Consider the following 13,986-nt stretch of genomic DNA (forward strand, 5'->3'; position numbering starts at 1 on the left):
CTCCCTCTCCCCGCATGAGCCCCGCCTCCCCCGCATCCAACTCCCCCCGCACGGTCCTCGTCACGGGCGCGGGCCGCCGGCTCGGCCGCGAGATCGCGCTCGCACTGGCCGCGGGCGGCTGGCAGGTGGCGGTGCACTACCGGAACTCGCGCGCCGAAGCCGAGCAGACCGTCGCCGACTGCGCCGCGCTCTCGGGCGACTCGGCCCTGTTCTCGGCCGACCTCGACGACGAGCAGGCCACGCGCGCGCTGCTGCCCCGCGTGGTGGCGCGCTTTCGCAGCGTCGATGCCGTCGTGCACAGCGCGGCCCTCTTCGAGCACGACGAGGCCGCCACCTTCGGCTACGCGCTCATGGAGCGCCATGCGCGCAGCAACACCGGCGCGGCCATCCTGCTGGCGAATGCGCTGCACGAGCACCTGGCCGCGCGCGACGCCCACGGCGCCGTCGTGCACCTGCTCGACCAGAAACTCTGGAACCCGAACCCCGACTTCCTGAGCTACACGCTGTCCAAGGCTGCGCTCGAGGCCGCGACGCCGATGCTGGCGCTGGCCCTGGCGCCGCGCGTGCGCGTGGTGGGCGTGGCGCCCGGCCTCACGCTGGCGAGCCACATGCTGGACGACGACAAGTTCGCCCAGTTGCACAAGCTGTCGCCGCTGGGCCGCTCGTCCACGCCCGAGGACGTTGCCGCCACGGTGAAGTTCGCGCTGGAGAACCGCTCGATCACCGGCACCACGCTGCTGGTGGACGGTGGCCAGCACCTGATGAAATTCGAGCGCGATTTCTCGCTCATGTGAGCCAATCCACCATGTCCACTCCCTCGCACGGCCACCAGACACTCACCCTCCAGGGCCTGCGCTTCGACGCCAACCTGGGCATCCTCGAGCAGGAAAAAACGGCGCCCCAGCCGATCCTGGTCGACGCCGAGCTCAATCTCGGCCCCCAGCCGCTGCTGCCGCAGGACGACGACATCTTCCACGTGCTCGACTACCGCAAGGTGCGCCGCATCATCATCGACGAGTGCACCGCCGAGCATGTCAACCTGCTGGAGAGCCTGATCGGCAAGCTGGCGCAACGGCTGCTGCAGCTGCCCGGCGTGCTGGGCGTGCGCGTGAAGATCGCCAAGCTGGAGATCTTCGACGACTGCGAGGTGGCGATCCGCATGGAAGCCGGAGAGTGGTGAGCCACTAGCCGGGCAGCAATTCAGGCCGCCGAGCCGCAGGCCACGGCCGCCTTCTTCTTCGAGCCGGCCGGCCACATGCGCACGGCCAGTGCGCCGAGCGCCGACACCGAGGCCATCGCCGCCACGCCCGGCCATCCCCACTGCGCCAGCACCAGGGCACCCAGCGCGGAGCCCGTGGCCATGCCGACGAACACCCCCGTGAAGAAAACCGCGTTGAGCCGGCTGCGTGCGCCGGGGTCGATGCCGTAGACCACAGTCTGGTGCGCGATCAGCGCAGCCTGCAGGCCGAAGTCGAAGCCGATGGCGGCGACCACGATCAGCCCCAAGCGTGCGGCGGGCGTCGCCAGCAGCGGTGCGAACAGCATCGCGGCAAACGAGACGGCAACCAGCGCAGCGCCCATGCGGATCACCAGCTCGGGGCCGCGACGGTCGGCAAGGCGCCCGGCGATGGGCGCGGCCAACGCACCCGCAGCACCGGCCAGGCCGAAGGCACCGGCGGCCGCGCTGCCCAGGTGGAACGGCGCGCCATGCAGCATCACCGCCAGCGTCGACCAGAAGGCGCTGAAGCCCACCGACAGCAGGGCCTGCGCGAAGGTCGCGCGGCGCAGCGCGCCATGGCGCTTCCACAGACCGGCCAGCGAACCCAGCAGCGCGCCGTAGCCCAGGTGCGTGGTCGGGCGCAGGCGCGGCAGCCCGCGTGCGGCGGCAGCGCCGATCAGCGCGATGCTCACGGCCGCCACGACGAACATCGCGCGCCAGCCGAAGTGCTCGGCCACGAAGCCGGCGAGCACGCGCGACAGCAGGATGCCCAGCAGCAGCCCGGTCATCACCGTGCCGACGATCCGGCCGCGATGCGCCTCGGGCGCCAGCGTGGCGGCGGCCGGCACAACGTCCTGCGCCAGCGTTGCCGCCAGGCCGATGACCAGGCTCGCCACCAGCAGCGGCGCGACCGAGGGCGAGAACGCCGCGCCCAGCAGCGCGAGCACCAGCACCGAAGCCTTGGCGAGGATGATGCGGCGCCGGTCGAAGCGATCGCCCAGCGGCGCGAGCAGCAGGATGCCCAGCGCATAGCCGAGCTGCGTGAGCGTGGGCACGAAGCCCACGGAGCGGGCGGAGGCGCCGATGTCGGGGCCGAGCACGCCCAGCATGGGCTGACTGTAGTAGAGCGCCGCGACGCCGAAGCCGGCGCTGGCCGCCAGCAGCAGGATCAGTGATCCCGGCAGCTTTTCATGCGCTTTTTGAATGGAAGACATGGTGTAAACCCTTGGTTTCGAGAAGCAAGGGCTGGAGTTTGCGGGCCATCCTCCTCTGAAGGTAGCCCTGCGGGCCGAACAATTGATATACGCTCAACGCATGGCCACGCTTCTCCCGCCCCCGCCTCCGGCCGACCGCATCGAGCTGATGCAGACCTTCGTGCGCATCGTCGAGGCCGGCAGCCTGTCGGCCGCCGCGGCGCAGATGGGCACCACCCAGCCCACCGTGAGCCGCCGCCTGCAGGCGCTCGAACGCTCGCTGGGCGTGCGGCTGCTGCAGCGATCCACCCATGCGATGAAGCTCACGGAAGACGGCGAGCGCTGCTTCGACCGCGCCAAGGAGCTGATCCTGAGCTGGGGCGCCTTCGAGGCCGAGCTGCGCGGCGTCGGCGACCAGCCCGAGGGCCGGCTGCGCGTGGTGGTGCCGCATGCCTTCGGACAGCAGCTGCTGGTCGGGCCGCTGGCCACATATCTGCAGCGCCATCCGCAGGTGACGGTCGAATGGCTGCTGCACGACAGCCCGCATGACGAAACGCCCGACTTCATCGCCGAGGGCGTCGACTGCGCGATTCGCGTGGGCGAGGTAACGGACCCCAACGCCGTGGCGATCCGCCTCTTCGACGTGCCCCGCATCGCGGTCGGGGCGCCGTCGCTCTTCGGGGCCGGCACGCCGGCGCCGGCGCACCCCGCCGAGCTCGAGGCCCTGCCCTGGCTGGCGGCGCGCAATTTCTACCGGACCGAAGTCGTGTTCACGCACGAAGGCTCGGGCGAGGTGTACCGCGTGCCCATACGCCCGCGCATGATCACCGACAGCCTCTACGCCCTGCGCAGCGCGGCCGTGCTGGGCGTGGGCGTCGGGGTGTCGTCGGCCTGGATGCTGACCGAGGAGCTGGACGCGGGCCGGCTGGTGCACCTGGCTCCGCAATGGCTCGGGACGCCGGCGCCGGTCTACATCGTGTACCCGTACGCGCGCTTCTATCCGGCGAGGCTGCGGCTCTTCGTGGAGGCGATGCGGCAGGCCTTTCCGGAGTCGCCGCTGCCAGGAACCGGAAAAGCCGGGAAGGCCGGAAACGGGCCGGATGGCGGGTGAAATGGGGATCGGGGACAATCACCCCCTTCCCCCGACTCCCCGAAGCAGCCTGCCCATGAACGCCGTCTGGATCGACGAGGCGCCCGCCACCGCCGACGCCACCGCTCCCTCTCCCGCCAACTCCATGAAGATCGAGCGCGAGACGCACAAGCTCGAGAAGCGCCTGTGCCGCCAGGTCGGGCAGGCGATCGTCGACTACAACATGATCGAGGAGGGCGACAAGGTCATGGTGTGCGTCTCGGGGGGCAAGGACAGCTACGCGCTGCTCGACATCCTGCTCAAGCTGAAGGCGCGCGCGCCCATCCACTTCGACATCGTCGCGGTCAACCTCGACCAGAAGCAGCCCGGTTTTCCCGAGGAGGTGCTGCCCAGGTACCTGAGCGAGCTGGGCGTGGACTTCCACATCGAGAACCAGGACACCTACAGCATCGTCAAGCGCGTGATTCCCGAGGGCAAGACCACCTGCGGCCTGTGCAGCCGGCTGCGCCGGGGCATTCTTTACCGCGTGGCCGACGAACTGGGCGCCACCAAGGTCGCGCTGGGCCACCACCGCGACGACATGCTGCAGACCTTCTTCCTCAACATGTTCTTCGCCGGCAAGTTGAAGAGCATGCCGCCCAAGCTGGTGAGCGACGACGGCAAACATGTCGTGATCCGCCCGCTGGCGTATGTGTCCGAGAAGGACACCATCCGCTGGGCCCAGCACCGCGAGTTCCCGATCATTCCGTGCACGCTGTGCGGCAGCCAGGAGAACCTGCAGCGCAAGCAGGTCGGCGAAATGCTGCGCGAGTGGGACAGGAAGTATCCCGGCCGCGTGGAGAACATGTTCACCGCGCTGCAGAACGTGGTGCCTTCGCACCTGCTCGACGGAACGCGGCACGACTTCAAGGGTCTGAAGGCGACCGGCGTGGCGGACGACGAGGGCGACAAGGCCTTCGATCCGCCTTCCTTCGATCTGCTCTCCCAGGCACCTGCCGCCCTGCGCATCGCTCAGGGCTGAACGGGCAACCCAGGGGAATTTGGGGCACCAGTGCCCGGAGACCCTCATGAAATCTGCCATCTCGGCTCTTCTTCTCGCCGCCAGCCTGACGGGCTGCGCCACCTCCTGGGTGGTCGACAGCGACGTGAAGAGCTTCTCCTCCATCGGCGCCGTGGCGCCCGGCGCCACCTACCGCTTCGACCGCCTGCCCTCGCAGCAGGCCGACGGCGCGCGGCAGGAATCGCTCGAAGCCATGGCCGGCGCGGCGCTCGACCAGGTCGGCCTGCGCCGCGACGACGCCAAGGCCCGGTACACCGCGCAGATCGGCGCGCGGGTGACGGCCGGACTCTCGCCCTGGGCCGACCCGTGGCTCTACAACGGCCCCTGGGGCTACGGTTACGGCGGCTATGGCTACTACGGCCGTCGCTGGTACGGCGGCGGCTGGTATGGCGGACCGGTGTTCGCGCCGCCGGCCAACCCCTGGTACGAGCGCGAGGTGAGCATCGTGCTGCGCGAGGCGGCCACCAACCGCGTGGTCTACGAGACCCGCGCGCGCAACGATGGCCCCTACACGTCGAGTGCGGCGATCCTGCCGGTGATGTTCCAGGCGGCGCTGCAGGGCTTCCCGAATCCGCCGCAGGGCGAGCGCCGGGTCAACATCGAGCTGCAGACCGGGCAGCAGGCCAAAAAATAGCGCCTTCTAGAATTCCCCGGATGGAAGAACCCACCCGCCTGATCGCCGTACGCCACGGAGAGACCGCCTGGAACGTCGACACCCGCATCCAGGGCCAGCTCGACATCGGGCTCAACGCCACCGGCGTGTGGCAGGCACGGCGCGCGGGCGCGGCGCTGGCCGACGAGCCCATCGGCGTCGTCTATGCCAGCGACCTCTCGCGCGCCTGGCAGACCGCGCAGGCCATCGCCGAGCCCCACGGCCTGGCCGTGCAGCCCGAGCCCCGGCTGCGCGAGCGCGCCTTCGGCAAGTTCGAGGGCATGAGCTTCGCGGAGATCGAGGCCACGCTGCCGGTGCAGGCCAAGCGCTGGCGCGAGCGCGATCCCGAATTCGAGCCCGAGGGCGGCGAGAGCCTCCTGAGCTTCCGCGACCGCGTGACGGGCGTTGCTTCCGAACTGGCCGCGCGCCATCCGGGCGAACTGGTGGTGCTGGTCGCACACGGCGGCGTGATGGACGTGCTCTACCGCGCAGCCACGCGCCAGGAGCTTCAGGCGCCGCGCACGTGGCAGCTGGGCAACGCGGCCATCAACCGCATGCTGTGGACGAGCGAGGGGTTCAGCCTCGTGGGGTGGAGCGATACGACGCACCTCACGGACGGTGCTCTGGACGAAACGACTACCTGAGGGCGGGAGCGGGATCGGACTGCCGAACGCGGAGGACGCAGAGGACGCGAAGGTTTCGCGAAGGGCGCGAAAGAAAACCTTGAAAGGTTTCCTGGTTTCCTTTGCGACTTTTGCGTAGCTTTTGTCTTCCTTCTGCGTTCGGCTGCCCGCTCCCGCGTTCCCGCTTTCAGGCGTGCGAGTGCTGTGCGTGGGCTGCCTCCGCCTGCGCTTCACCCGGCAGGTCGACCATGGGGCCTGTGCCGCTGTAGCGGTCCAGCGCGAGGTAGATCGCGGGCGTGATGTAGAGCGTGATCACCTGCGAGAAGATCAGGCCGCCCACCACCGCCACGCCCAGCGGCTGACGCAGTTCGGCGCCGGCGCCCAGGCCCAGTGCGAGCGGCAGCGCGCCCATGAGCGCGGCCAGCGTGGTCATCAGGATCGGGCGGAAGCGCAGGCGGCAGGCCTCGCGGATCGCGTCCACCGGCTTCATGCCCTCGGTGCGCTGGGCCTCCAGGGCGAAGTCGATCATCATGATCGCGTTCTTCTTCACGATGCCGATCAGCAGCAGGATGCCGATGGTGGCAATGAGCGTGAGGTCGAAGCCGAAGAGCTTCAGCGAGATCAGCGCGCCCACCGCGGCCGAGGGCAGGCCCGCGAGGATGGTGATCGGGTGGATGTAGCTCTCGTAGAGCACGCCCAGCAGCACGTAGATGACCAGCACCGCCAGCACCAGCAGCACGGCCTGGCTCGACTGCGAACTCTGGAACACCGCCGCGTCGCCGCCGTAGGTGGTGATGATCGACGGCGGCATCTTCAGCTCTTCCTTGAAGCGGTCGATCTTCGCGGTGGCGTTGCCCAGCGGCACTTCGGGCGCGAGGTTGAACGACACCGTCACCGCCTGCAGCTGGCCCTGGTGGTTGACCGCGGTCGGCCCCACGGTGCGCTTGACGGTCGAGAAGGCCGACAGCGGCACCAGCTTGCCGGTGGTGCTGCGCACCGACAGGCGCGAGACGTCTTCCTCGAACTGGCGGTCGTCGTCGGCGGCCGAGAGGATCACCTGATAGGTGTTGCTCGCACCGTAGATGCTGCCGATCTGGCGGTCGCCGTACGCGTTGTAGAGCGCGGTGCGCAGGTCGCCCACGGCCACGCCGAGCACGCCGGCCTTGTCGCGGTCGATGTCGAGGGTGGCCTGCAGGCCGCGGTTCTGCGAGTCGCTGGTCACGTCGCGGAAGTCGGGGTCGGCGCGCATGCGCTCCATGAGGCGCGTGGCCCAGGGCACCATCTCGCCCGCATTGACGCTCTGCAGCGTGTACTGGAAGCGCGCCTTGCTCTGCCGCCCGCCCAGGCGCAGGTTCTGCACCGGCTGCATGTAGACGGCGATGCCCGGGATCTCGCGGAAGCGCTGGCGCAGCGACTCGAGCACCTTCGACATCTGCGGACGCTCGCTGCGCGGCTTGAGCACGGCGAACAGGCGGCCGGAGTTCTGCGTGGCGGTGGGTCCGCCCACGCCGACGAAGGAGCTCACGTAGTCGACGCTGGGGTCGTCCTTGAGCGCGGCGGCCACGCGGTCCTGCAGCGCCTTCATGGCGGTGAAGGAGATGTCTTCGGCCGCCTCGGTGGTGATCTGGATCTGGCCGATGTCTTCCTCGGGGAAGAAACCCTTCGGGATGGTCGCGAACAGCCAGCCGGTGACGACGAAGGTCAGCGCCGCCATCAGCAGCATCACCTTGCGGTGACCCAGCGTCCAGTCCAGCGTGCTCATGTAGGTCGCGTGCACCTTGCGGTAGCCGCGCTCGAAGGCACGGCCAATGGCGGTGCCGGGCTCGGGGTGTTCTTCCTCGTGGTCCATCGCGCCTTCCTTGCGCGGCACCTGCCTGAGCAGGCGGCTCGCGAGCATCGGCACCAGCGTGAGCGACACCACCGCCGACACCAGCACCGCCAGCGCCACCACCACGGCGAATTCGTGGAACAGCAGGCCGATCACGCCCGGCATGAAGAAGATCGGGATGAACACCGCCACCAGCGAGATGGAGATCGACACGATGGTGAAGCCAACCTCGCGCGCGCCGCGCAGCGCCGCGGCGAACGGGTCCATGCCCTTCTCGACGTAGCGCATGATGTTCTCGAGCACCACGATGGCGTCGTCCACCACCAGGCCCACCGCAAGCGTGATGCCCAGCAGCGAGATGTTATCCAGGCTGTAGCCGAAGGCATAGAGCAGCGCCACCGCGCCGATCAGCGAGATGGGAATGGTCGCGGCCGGGATCAGCGTGGCCACGAGCCGGTGCAGGAACAGGAAGATCACCAGCACCACCAGCGCGATGGTGCCCAGCAGCGTGAGCTGCACGTCGTGCACCGCCTCGCGGATGGAGATGGAGCGGTCGTTCACCATCTGGATCTCGACCGACTGCGGCAGCTCCGCCTTGAAGCGCGGGATGAGCGCGCGCACCGCATCCACCACCTGCACGGTGTTGGCGTTGGGCTGGCGCTGCACGGCCAGCGAGATGGAGTCCTGCCCGTTGAAGCTGCTGGCGGTCTTCACCGACTCGAAGCTGTCCTCGATGGTGGCCACTTCGTCCAGCCGCACCGGAGAGCCGTTGCGCTGGCCGACGATGAGCTTGGCGAAGTCGGCCGCCTTCATGAGCTGGCGGTTGGCCTGGATGGTGAGCGTCTGGCGCGGGCCGTCGAGCACGCCCACCGGCGTGTTGGCGTTGGCCGAGTTCACCGCCTTGGCGAGTTCGTCGAGCGTGATGTTGCGTGCGTTGAGCAGGTCGGCATTCGCCTTGATGCGCACCGCGAAGGCCTTGCGGCCGTACACGCCCACCTGCGCCACGCCGTCGATGGTCGAGAGCGTGGGCGAGATCAGGTTCTCGGCGTAGTCGTTGAGCTCCGACGGATTCATCGACGGAGAGATCAGCGCGATGAAGAGCACCGGCGCGTCGGCCGGGTTCACCTTGCGGTAGGAGGGCAGCTGCGTCAGCTCCTGCGGCAGCTGCCGCTGGGCGCGCAGCAGCGCGGCCTGCACGTCGACGGCGGCGGCGTCGATGTCGCGGCTGCTGACGAATTCGAGCGTGAGCGAGGTAACGCCCTGCGTGTTCACCGAGCTGATGGTCTGCAGGCCGGGGATGGTCGAGAACTGCTTTTCGAGCGGCAGCGCGACCGATGAGGCCATGGTGTCCGGACTGGCCCCGGGCAGCTGCGCGTTGACGTTGATGACCGGCGTGTTGTAGCTGGGCAGCGCGGCAACGGGGATGCTGAAGTACGCGAAGATGCCGATGACGACCACGGCGGCGGACAGCAGCACCGTCATCGCCGGACGGCGGATGCAGAGCTCCGAGATGTTCATGCGCGTTCCTGGCGCGGCGGCTTGATGTCGGTGCCGTCGGTAGATGCGGCGCTGCCGGGCGTGACGCCCGTGGTGCCGTTCACCGGAGCACCTGGAGCCGTGCCCGGCGCCTTCGCATCCACGCGCACTTTGCCGCCCGGGCGCACGTTCTGGCTGCCCTCGATCACCACCTGCTCGCCGGGCTCGATGCCGCTCACCGCCACCTGCGTGCCGAAGGTGTGCAGCGCCTTCACCTTGCGGCGCGTGGCGGTCTTGGCCTGGTCGACCACGTACAGCGATGCGCCGTCGGACAGCATCATCAGCGCCGCGGCCGGCACCACGGTGACGCCGTTGAGCGTGCGCACCGTGATGCGCGTGCCCACGAACTGCCCCGGCCACAGGCTCTGGTCGGCATTGGCGAACACGGCCTTGGCGCGCACGGTGCCGATCTGCGGATCGACGGTGTTGTCGACGAAATCGAGCGTGCCGGTCAGCGGCTCCCTGCGGCCGGTGACGACGGCCTCGACCTTGGAGCGCGAGCGCGCGGCCTCCAGCAGGTCCTGCAGGTTGCCTTCGGGCACGGGGAAGCTCACGGCGATCGGGTCGAGCTGGGTGACCGTGACCAGCGACAGCGTCGGCTGCACCAGCGTGCCCGGGTAGATGTTGACAGCGCCGATGCGCCCCGCGATGGGCGCGCGCAGCGTGGCATAGCCCAGCGCCACCTGCGCCGACTGCACGGCCGCGCGGTCGGCGGCCACGGCGGCGCGCTGCGCCTCGAGCTGCGAGAGCGTGGCGTCGGCCGCGCTCTTGGCGATGAAGTTCTGCGCCACCAGTTCCTGGCTGCGTTTGTACTGCCGCTCCAGGTCGGCCAGCGTGGCCTCGTCCTTCTTCTGCTGCGCCTTCGCGCGCGCGAGGTTGGCCTGGTCGTTGCGGTCGTCGAGCGAGAAGAGCAACTGGCCGGCCTTGACGAACTGGCCTTCCTTCACATGCACCGCGCTCACCGTGTTGGTCACCTGCGGGCGCAGGTCGACGCTGTTGAGGGACACCACGCTGCCGTTGACCTGCACGGTCACGGGCACGTCCTGCTTCTTCGCCGTGGCCAGCGTCACGAGCGCCGCAGCGCCACCGCCCGCCGGTGCGCCGCCAGCGGCCGGGGCCTTGGCGTTCTTCGCGGCGGACTTGTCTGCGGACATGCTCCACCACCCGCCCACGACGGCTACGATCAACACGCCCGCAAGGGCGACGGCGACATTTTTCTTCATGGGTTCTTGTGCACTTTGGGCTGACACGGCTATTGGATCAGCGGCCGACTCCTGGTGATCATGGGTCCCGTAAAGAAATGTAAAGCAGGTCAACCGAAAGTCGCACTACTCGCTGCGGCCGGCCGGGGCCGACAGGGGCCCATCGCTAAAATCGCCGGTCCACAGCCTCTGGATAAACCCCATGAACCGCTGCAAGAAACAATCCACGAATGCTCTCACTTCCATAGCGCTTTGCACAGCAGCCATTGCAGCTGCAGGCCTTTTCCCGATCGCCGCCAGCGCGCAGGACGAAGTGCCCCGTCCGCAGACCCAGAACGAGTCGCTCGTGGGCGGCCGCACCTTCCCCATCGGCACCCTGCGCGGCAAGTTCATGGTGACCAACGCGCCCGACGTCGAGCTCGACGGCAGGCCCGACCGCCTGGGCGCCGGCGCGCGCATCCGCAGCGGCCAGAACATGCTGGTGATGCCCGGCGCCATCGTCGGCCAGAAGTACCTCGTCAACTACACGCGCGACGCCGCCGGGCTGCTGCGCGAGGTGTGGATCCTCACGCCCGACGAAGCCACCGCCAGCCGTGAATCGCTGGACAAGCCGTTCCTGAACATCTGGCCGTTCACCTCGAACGACACCCTCAACACGCAGTAAGCAAGCAAGAAGACGGCCGGCGCGGCGGGTCCCGCGCGCCCGGCCGCCGTGCCTTCACCTTCAAGCAGGGAGGCCACGAGAGAGAGTTCCCCATGAAAAAAGTATTCATCAAGACCTTCGGCTGCCAGATGAACGAGTACGACTCGGACAAGATGGCCGACGTGCTCAACGCCGCGCAGGGCTACGAGCCCACCCAGAACGTGGACGAGGCCGACCTCATCCTGTTCAACACCTGCTCGGTGCGCGAGAAGGCGCAGGAGAAGGTGTTCTCCGACCTCGGCCGCGTGAAGCACCTGAAGGCCAAGGGCGTGAAGATCGGCGTGGGCGGCTGCGTGGCCAGCCAGGAGGGCGAGGCCATCATCGCGCGCGCCCCTTACGTCGACATCGTGTTCGGCCCGCAGACCCTGCACCGCCTGCCCGAGATGCTGAGCGACCGCGAGCGCCTGGACCGCCCGCAGGTGGACATCAGCTTCCCCGAGATCGAGAAGTTCGACCACCTGCCGCCCGCGCGCGTCGAAGGCGCGACCGCCTTCGTGTCGATCATGGAAGGCTGCTCCAAGTACTGCAGCTACTGCGTGGTGCCCTACACCCGCGGCGAGGAAGTGAACCGCCCGCTCGACGACGTGCTGGTCGAGATCGCCGGCTTGGCCGACCAGGGCGTGCGCGAGATCACGCTGCTGGGCCAGAACGTGAATGCCTACCGCGGGAAGATGGGCGATACGGCCGACATCGCCGACTTCGCGCTGCTCATCGAGTACGTCGCCGAGATCCCCGGCATCGAGCGCATCCGCTACACCACCAGCCATCCGAACGAGTTCACGCCGCGCCTCATCGAGGCCTACGCGAAGGTGCCGCAGCTCGTGAGCCACCTGCACCTGCCGGTGCAGCACGGCAGCGACCGCATCCTGATGGCGATGAAGCGCGGCTACACCGCCATGGAATACAAGAGCACGGTGCGCAAGCTGCGCGCCATCCGCCCGGAGCTCGCGCTCAGCAGCGACTTCATCGTCGGCTTCCCCGGCGAGACCGAGGAGGACTTCGGCAAGATGATGAAGCTGATCGACGACTGCCAGTTCGACGCCAGCTTCAGCTTCATCTTCAGCCCGCGCCCCGGCACGCCGGCGGCCGCGCTGCACGACGACACGCCGCACGAAGTGAAGCTCGCACGGCTGCAGAAGCTGCAGGCCGTGATCGACGCCAACGTGAAGCGCTTCGGCCAGGCGCTGGTCGGGACCACGCAGCGCGTGCTGGTGGAAGGCGCCTCGCGCAGGGACGCGAACGAGCTCATGGGCCGCACCGCCTGCAACCGCGTCGTCAACTTCGAGGGCGACGCGCGACTCGTGGGCCAGATGGCCGACCTGCGCATCACGCGCTCGCTGGCCTACACGCTGCGCGGCGAAGTCGTCACGAACGAATCGCCGATGGCGCTCGCCCACCACTGATGGCGAAGCGTCCGTCCATCCGGGGCTCGTTCCAGCAGCTCCTGCTCTTCGCCTTCCTTCTGATCACCGCGCTGCTGGTCGGCGTGGCACTGCGCTCGGTGCTGCAGTACGACGCGCTCATGACGCAAAGCCGCGACGCGGCCGCGCGCGCGCTGCGCCTGTCGGGCGCCTCGCAGTCGCTGGCCGAGCGCAGCGCGGCCATGGAGCGCGCCGGGCGCCAGTCGCTGGTGCTGAACGATGCCGTGCTGCGCCGCCGCTTCGACGAGGCGGCGCGCGAGGCGCACCAGGTGCTCGATCGCCTGGAGAAGAACGGCCTGCCGCCCGCCGGCATCGAGATGTGGCGCACGCAGCTCGGCGTGATCGAGGGCCTCATGAGCGGCAGCGCCGACAGCGCCCTGGCCCGCGAGAGCACGATGGCGATGCAGTTCCGCGAGCTCGATGCGCTCAACACCAACCTGGCGCAGCAGGCGCAGTTCCTCATCGAGACGCAGAACGATGCGCTGGCCAGGCGCATCGAGAACGCGCGCCGCCGGCTGATGCGCGAGGTGGTGGCCGCCAGCGTGCTGGCCGCGGTGCTGGCGCTGGCCTTCGGCATCTGGCTGGCGCGGCCCTTCAAGCGGCTGGAGCAGGCCATCGTCGGCCTCGGACAGAACCGGCTCGACGAGCCGATCGACATCCGCGGCCCCGCCGACGTGCGCCGCGTGTCGCAGCAGCTCGAATGGCTGCGGCTGCGCCTGACCGAGCTCGACGCCGACAAGGCGCGCTTCCTGCGCCACGTGTCGCACGAGCTGAAGACGCCGCTGGCCGCGCTGCGCGAGGGCGTGTCGCTGCTCGAAGACGGCGTGACCGGCCCGCTGAACCCGGCGCAGCTGGAGGTGGCGCAGATCCTCAACCAGAACACGGTGGCGCTGCAGGGCCAGATCGAGGCGCTGCTGCGCTTCAATGCCGCCGCCTTCGAGGCACGCGAGCTGCGCCGCGAGCGCACCGAGCTGCTGCCGCTGATCGAGGAGCAGATCGAAGGCCAGCGCCTGCAGTGGCAGTCGCACGGCCTGCGCGTGCGCGCCGAGGGCGAGGCGGTCACCGTCACGGTCGACCGGGCCAAGCTCGGCACCGCCATCGCCAACCTGCTGAGCAACGCCATCCGCTTTTCGGTAACGGGAGGTGTCATCACGCTGGCCGTGTCGCAGACACCGGAAGCGGTGCACATCGACGTGAACGACGCCGGGCCGGGCATCGCCGAGGGAGACCGCGACCGGATCTTCGAACCCTTCTTCCGCGGCGAGCGCCAGCCCGAGCACACAGTGAAGGGCACGGGCATCGGACTTTCCATCGTGCAGGAGTACATTGCAGCCCACGGGGGCCGCATCACACTGCAGCCCGGCGGTCCCGGTGCCCACTTCCGCATCGAGCTGCCGCGCACGGCCTGACCACCCCGGCATCCCCTTTCCAGAAAAAACCGTCCGAACGCCTCGCGTCC

12 protein-coding genes are annotated in these 13,986 nt (G+C 68.9%); 9 read left to right on the top strand and 3 right to left on the bottom strand.

The features are described from left to right. The first annotated feature begins 14 nt into the window (after window positions 1-14). Both EJP67_RS08875 and EJP67_RS08880 read left to right on the top strand, forming a co-directional pair. Complete coding sequence (locus EJP67_RS08875) at window positions 15-794, top strand: SDR family oxidoreductase (RefSeq protein WP_126021357.1); 780 nt, start codon at window positions 15-17, stop codon at window positions 792-794. Between the two features lie 11 nt (window positions 795-805). Further along, a complete protein-coding gene (locus EJP67_RS08880; protein ID WP_126021358.1) occupies window positions 806-1,180 on the top strand; it encodes a dihydroneopterin aldolase in 375 nt (124 codons plus the stop codon). A gap of 20 nt (window positions 1,181-1,200) precedes the next feature. On the opposite strand, the gene EJP67_RS08885 is transcribed toward EJP67_RS08880, so the two are convergent. Beyond that, window positions 1,201-2,433 carry an MFS transporter gene (locus EJP67_RS08885; RefSeq protein WP_126021359.1) on the bottom strand — a complete coding sequence of 411 codons (1,233 nt, stop codon included), beginning with the start codon at window positions 2,431-2,433 and terminating at the stop codon, window positions 1,201-1,203. Between the two features lie 100 nt (window positions 2,434-2,533). Between EJP67_RS08885 and EJP67_RS08890 the strand changes: the two genes are divergently transcribed. From EJP67_RS08890 to EJP67_RS08905, 4 genes are read left to right on the top strand one after another with little or no spacing between them, the layout of a single operon-like run. Beyond that, entirely contained in the window at window positions 2,534-3,523 is a 990-nt protein-coding gene (locus tag EJP67_RS08890) for a LysR family transcriptional regulator (RefSeq protein WP_126021360.1), read from the top strand. Between the two features lie 55 nt (window positions 3,524-3,578). Then, complete coding sequence (gene ttcA / locus EJP67_RS08895; protein WP_126021361.1) at window positions 3,579-4,523, top strand: tRNA 2-thiocytidine(32) synthetase TtcA; 945 nt, start codon at window positions 3,579-3,581, stop codon at window positions 4,521-4,523. Window positions 4,524-4,569: 46 nt separating this feature from the next. Next, window positions 4,570-5,196, top strand: a complete 627-nt coding sequence (locus tag EJP67_RS08900; protein WP_126021362.1) for a DUF4136 domain-containing protein — start codon at window positions 4,570-4,572, stop codon at window positions 5,194-5,196. Between the two features lie 20 nt (window positions 5,197-5,216). Then, complete coding sequence (locus EJP67_RS08905) at window positions 5,217-5,858, top strand: histidine phosphatase family protein (RefSeq protein ID WP_126021363.1); 642 nt, start codon at window positions 5,217-5,219, stop codon at window positions 5,856-5,858. A 166-nt stretch (window positions 5,859-6,024) separates the two neighbouring features. Here the strand turns inward: EJP67_RS08905 and EJP67_RS08910 are convergent, their stop codons facing one another. Both EJP67_RS08910 and EJP67_RS08915 read right to left on the bottom strand, forming a co-directional pair. After that, on the bottom strand, window positions 6,025-9,183 hold the full coding sequence (locus tag EJP67_RS08910; RefSeq protein WP_126021364.1) for an efflux RND transporter permease subunit: 3,159 nt from the start codon (window positions 9,181-9,183) through the stop codon (window positions 6,025-6,027). Continuing rightward, window positions 9,180-10,355 (bottom strand): efflux RND transporter periplasmic adaptor subunit, encoded by a 1,176-nt coding sequence (locus EJP67_RS08915; protein WP_126021701.1) that lies wholly within the window; start codon window positions 10,353-10,355, stop codon window positions 9,180-9,182. Before EJP67_RS08915 ends, EJP67_RS08910 begins: the two co-directional genes overlap by 4 nt. A 250-nt stretch (window positions 10,356-10,605) precedes the next feature. Here EJP67_RS08915 and EJP67_RS08920 point away from each other — a divergent pair, with 250 nt between their 5' ends. The 3 genes from EJP67_RS08920 (at window position 10,606) to EJP67_RS08930 (ending at window position 13,936) form a co-directional block, all read left to right on the top strand. Then, complete coding sequence (locus EJP67_RS08920; protein ID WP_126021365.1) at window positions 10,606-11,067, top strand: hypothetical protein; 462 nt, start codon at window positions 10,606-10,608, stop codon at window positions 11,065-11,067. A gap of 92 nt (window positions 11,068-11,159) precedes the next feature. Then, entirely contained in the window at window positions 11,160-12,509 is a 1,350-nt protein-coding gene (gene miaB, locus EJP67_RS08925; RefSeq protein ID WP_126021366.1) for a tRNA (N6-isopentenyl adenosine(37)-C2)-methylthiotransferase MiaB, read from the top strand. Further along, window positions 12,509-13,936, top strand: coding sequence for a sensor histidine kinase (locus EJP67_RS08930; RefSeq protein ID WP_126021367.1), 1,428 nt, complete (start codon window positions 12,509-12,511; stop codon window positions 13,934-13,936). Before miaB ends, EJP67_RS08930 begins: the two co-directional genes overlap by 1 nt. Window positions 13,937-13,986 lie beyond the last annotated feature (50 nt).

This window comes from Variovorax guangxiensis (genome assembly GCF_003952165.1).
Lineage (GTDB): Bacteria > Pseudomonadota > Gammaproteobacteria > Burkholderiales > Burkholderiaceae_C > Variovorax > Variovorax guangxiensis.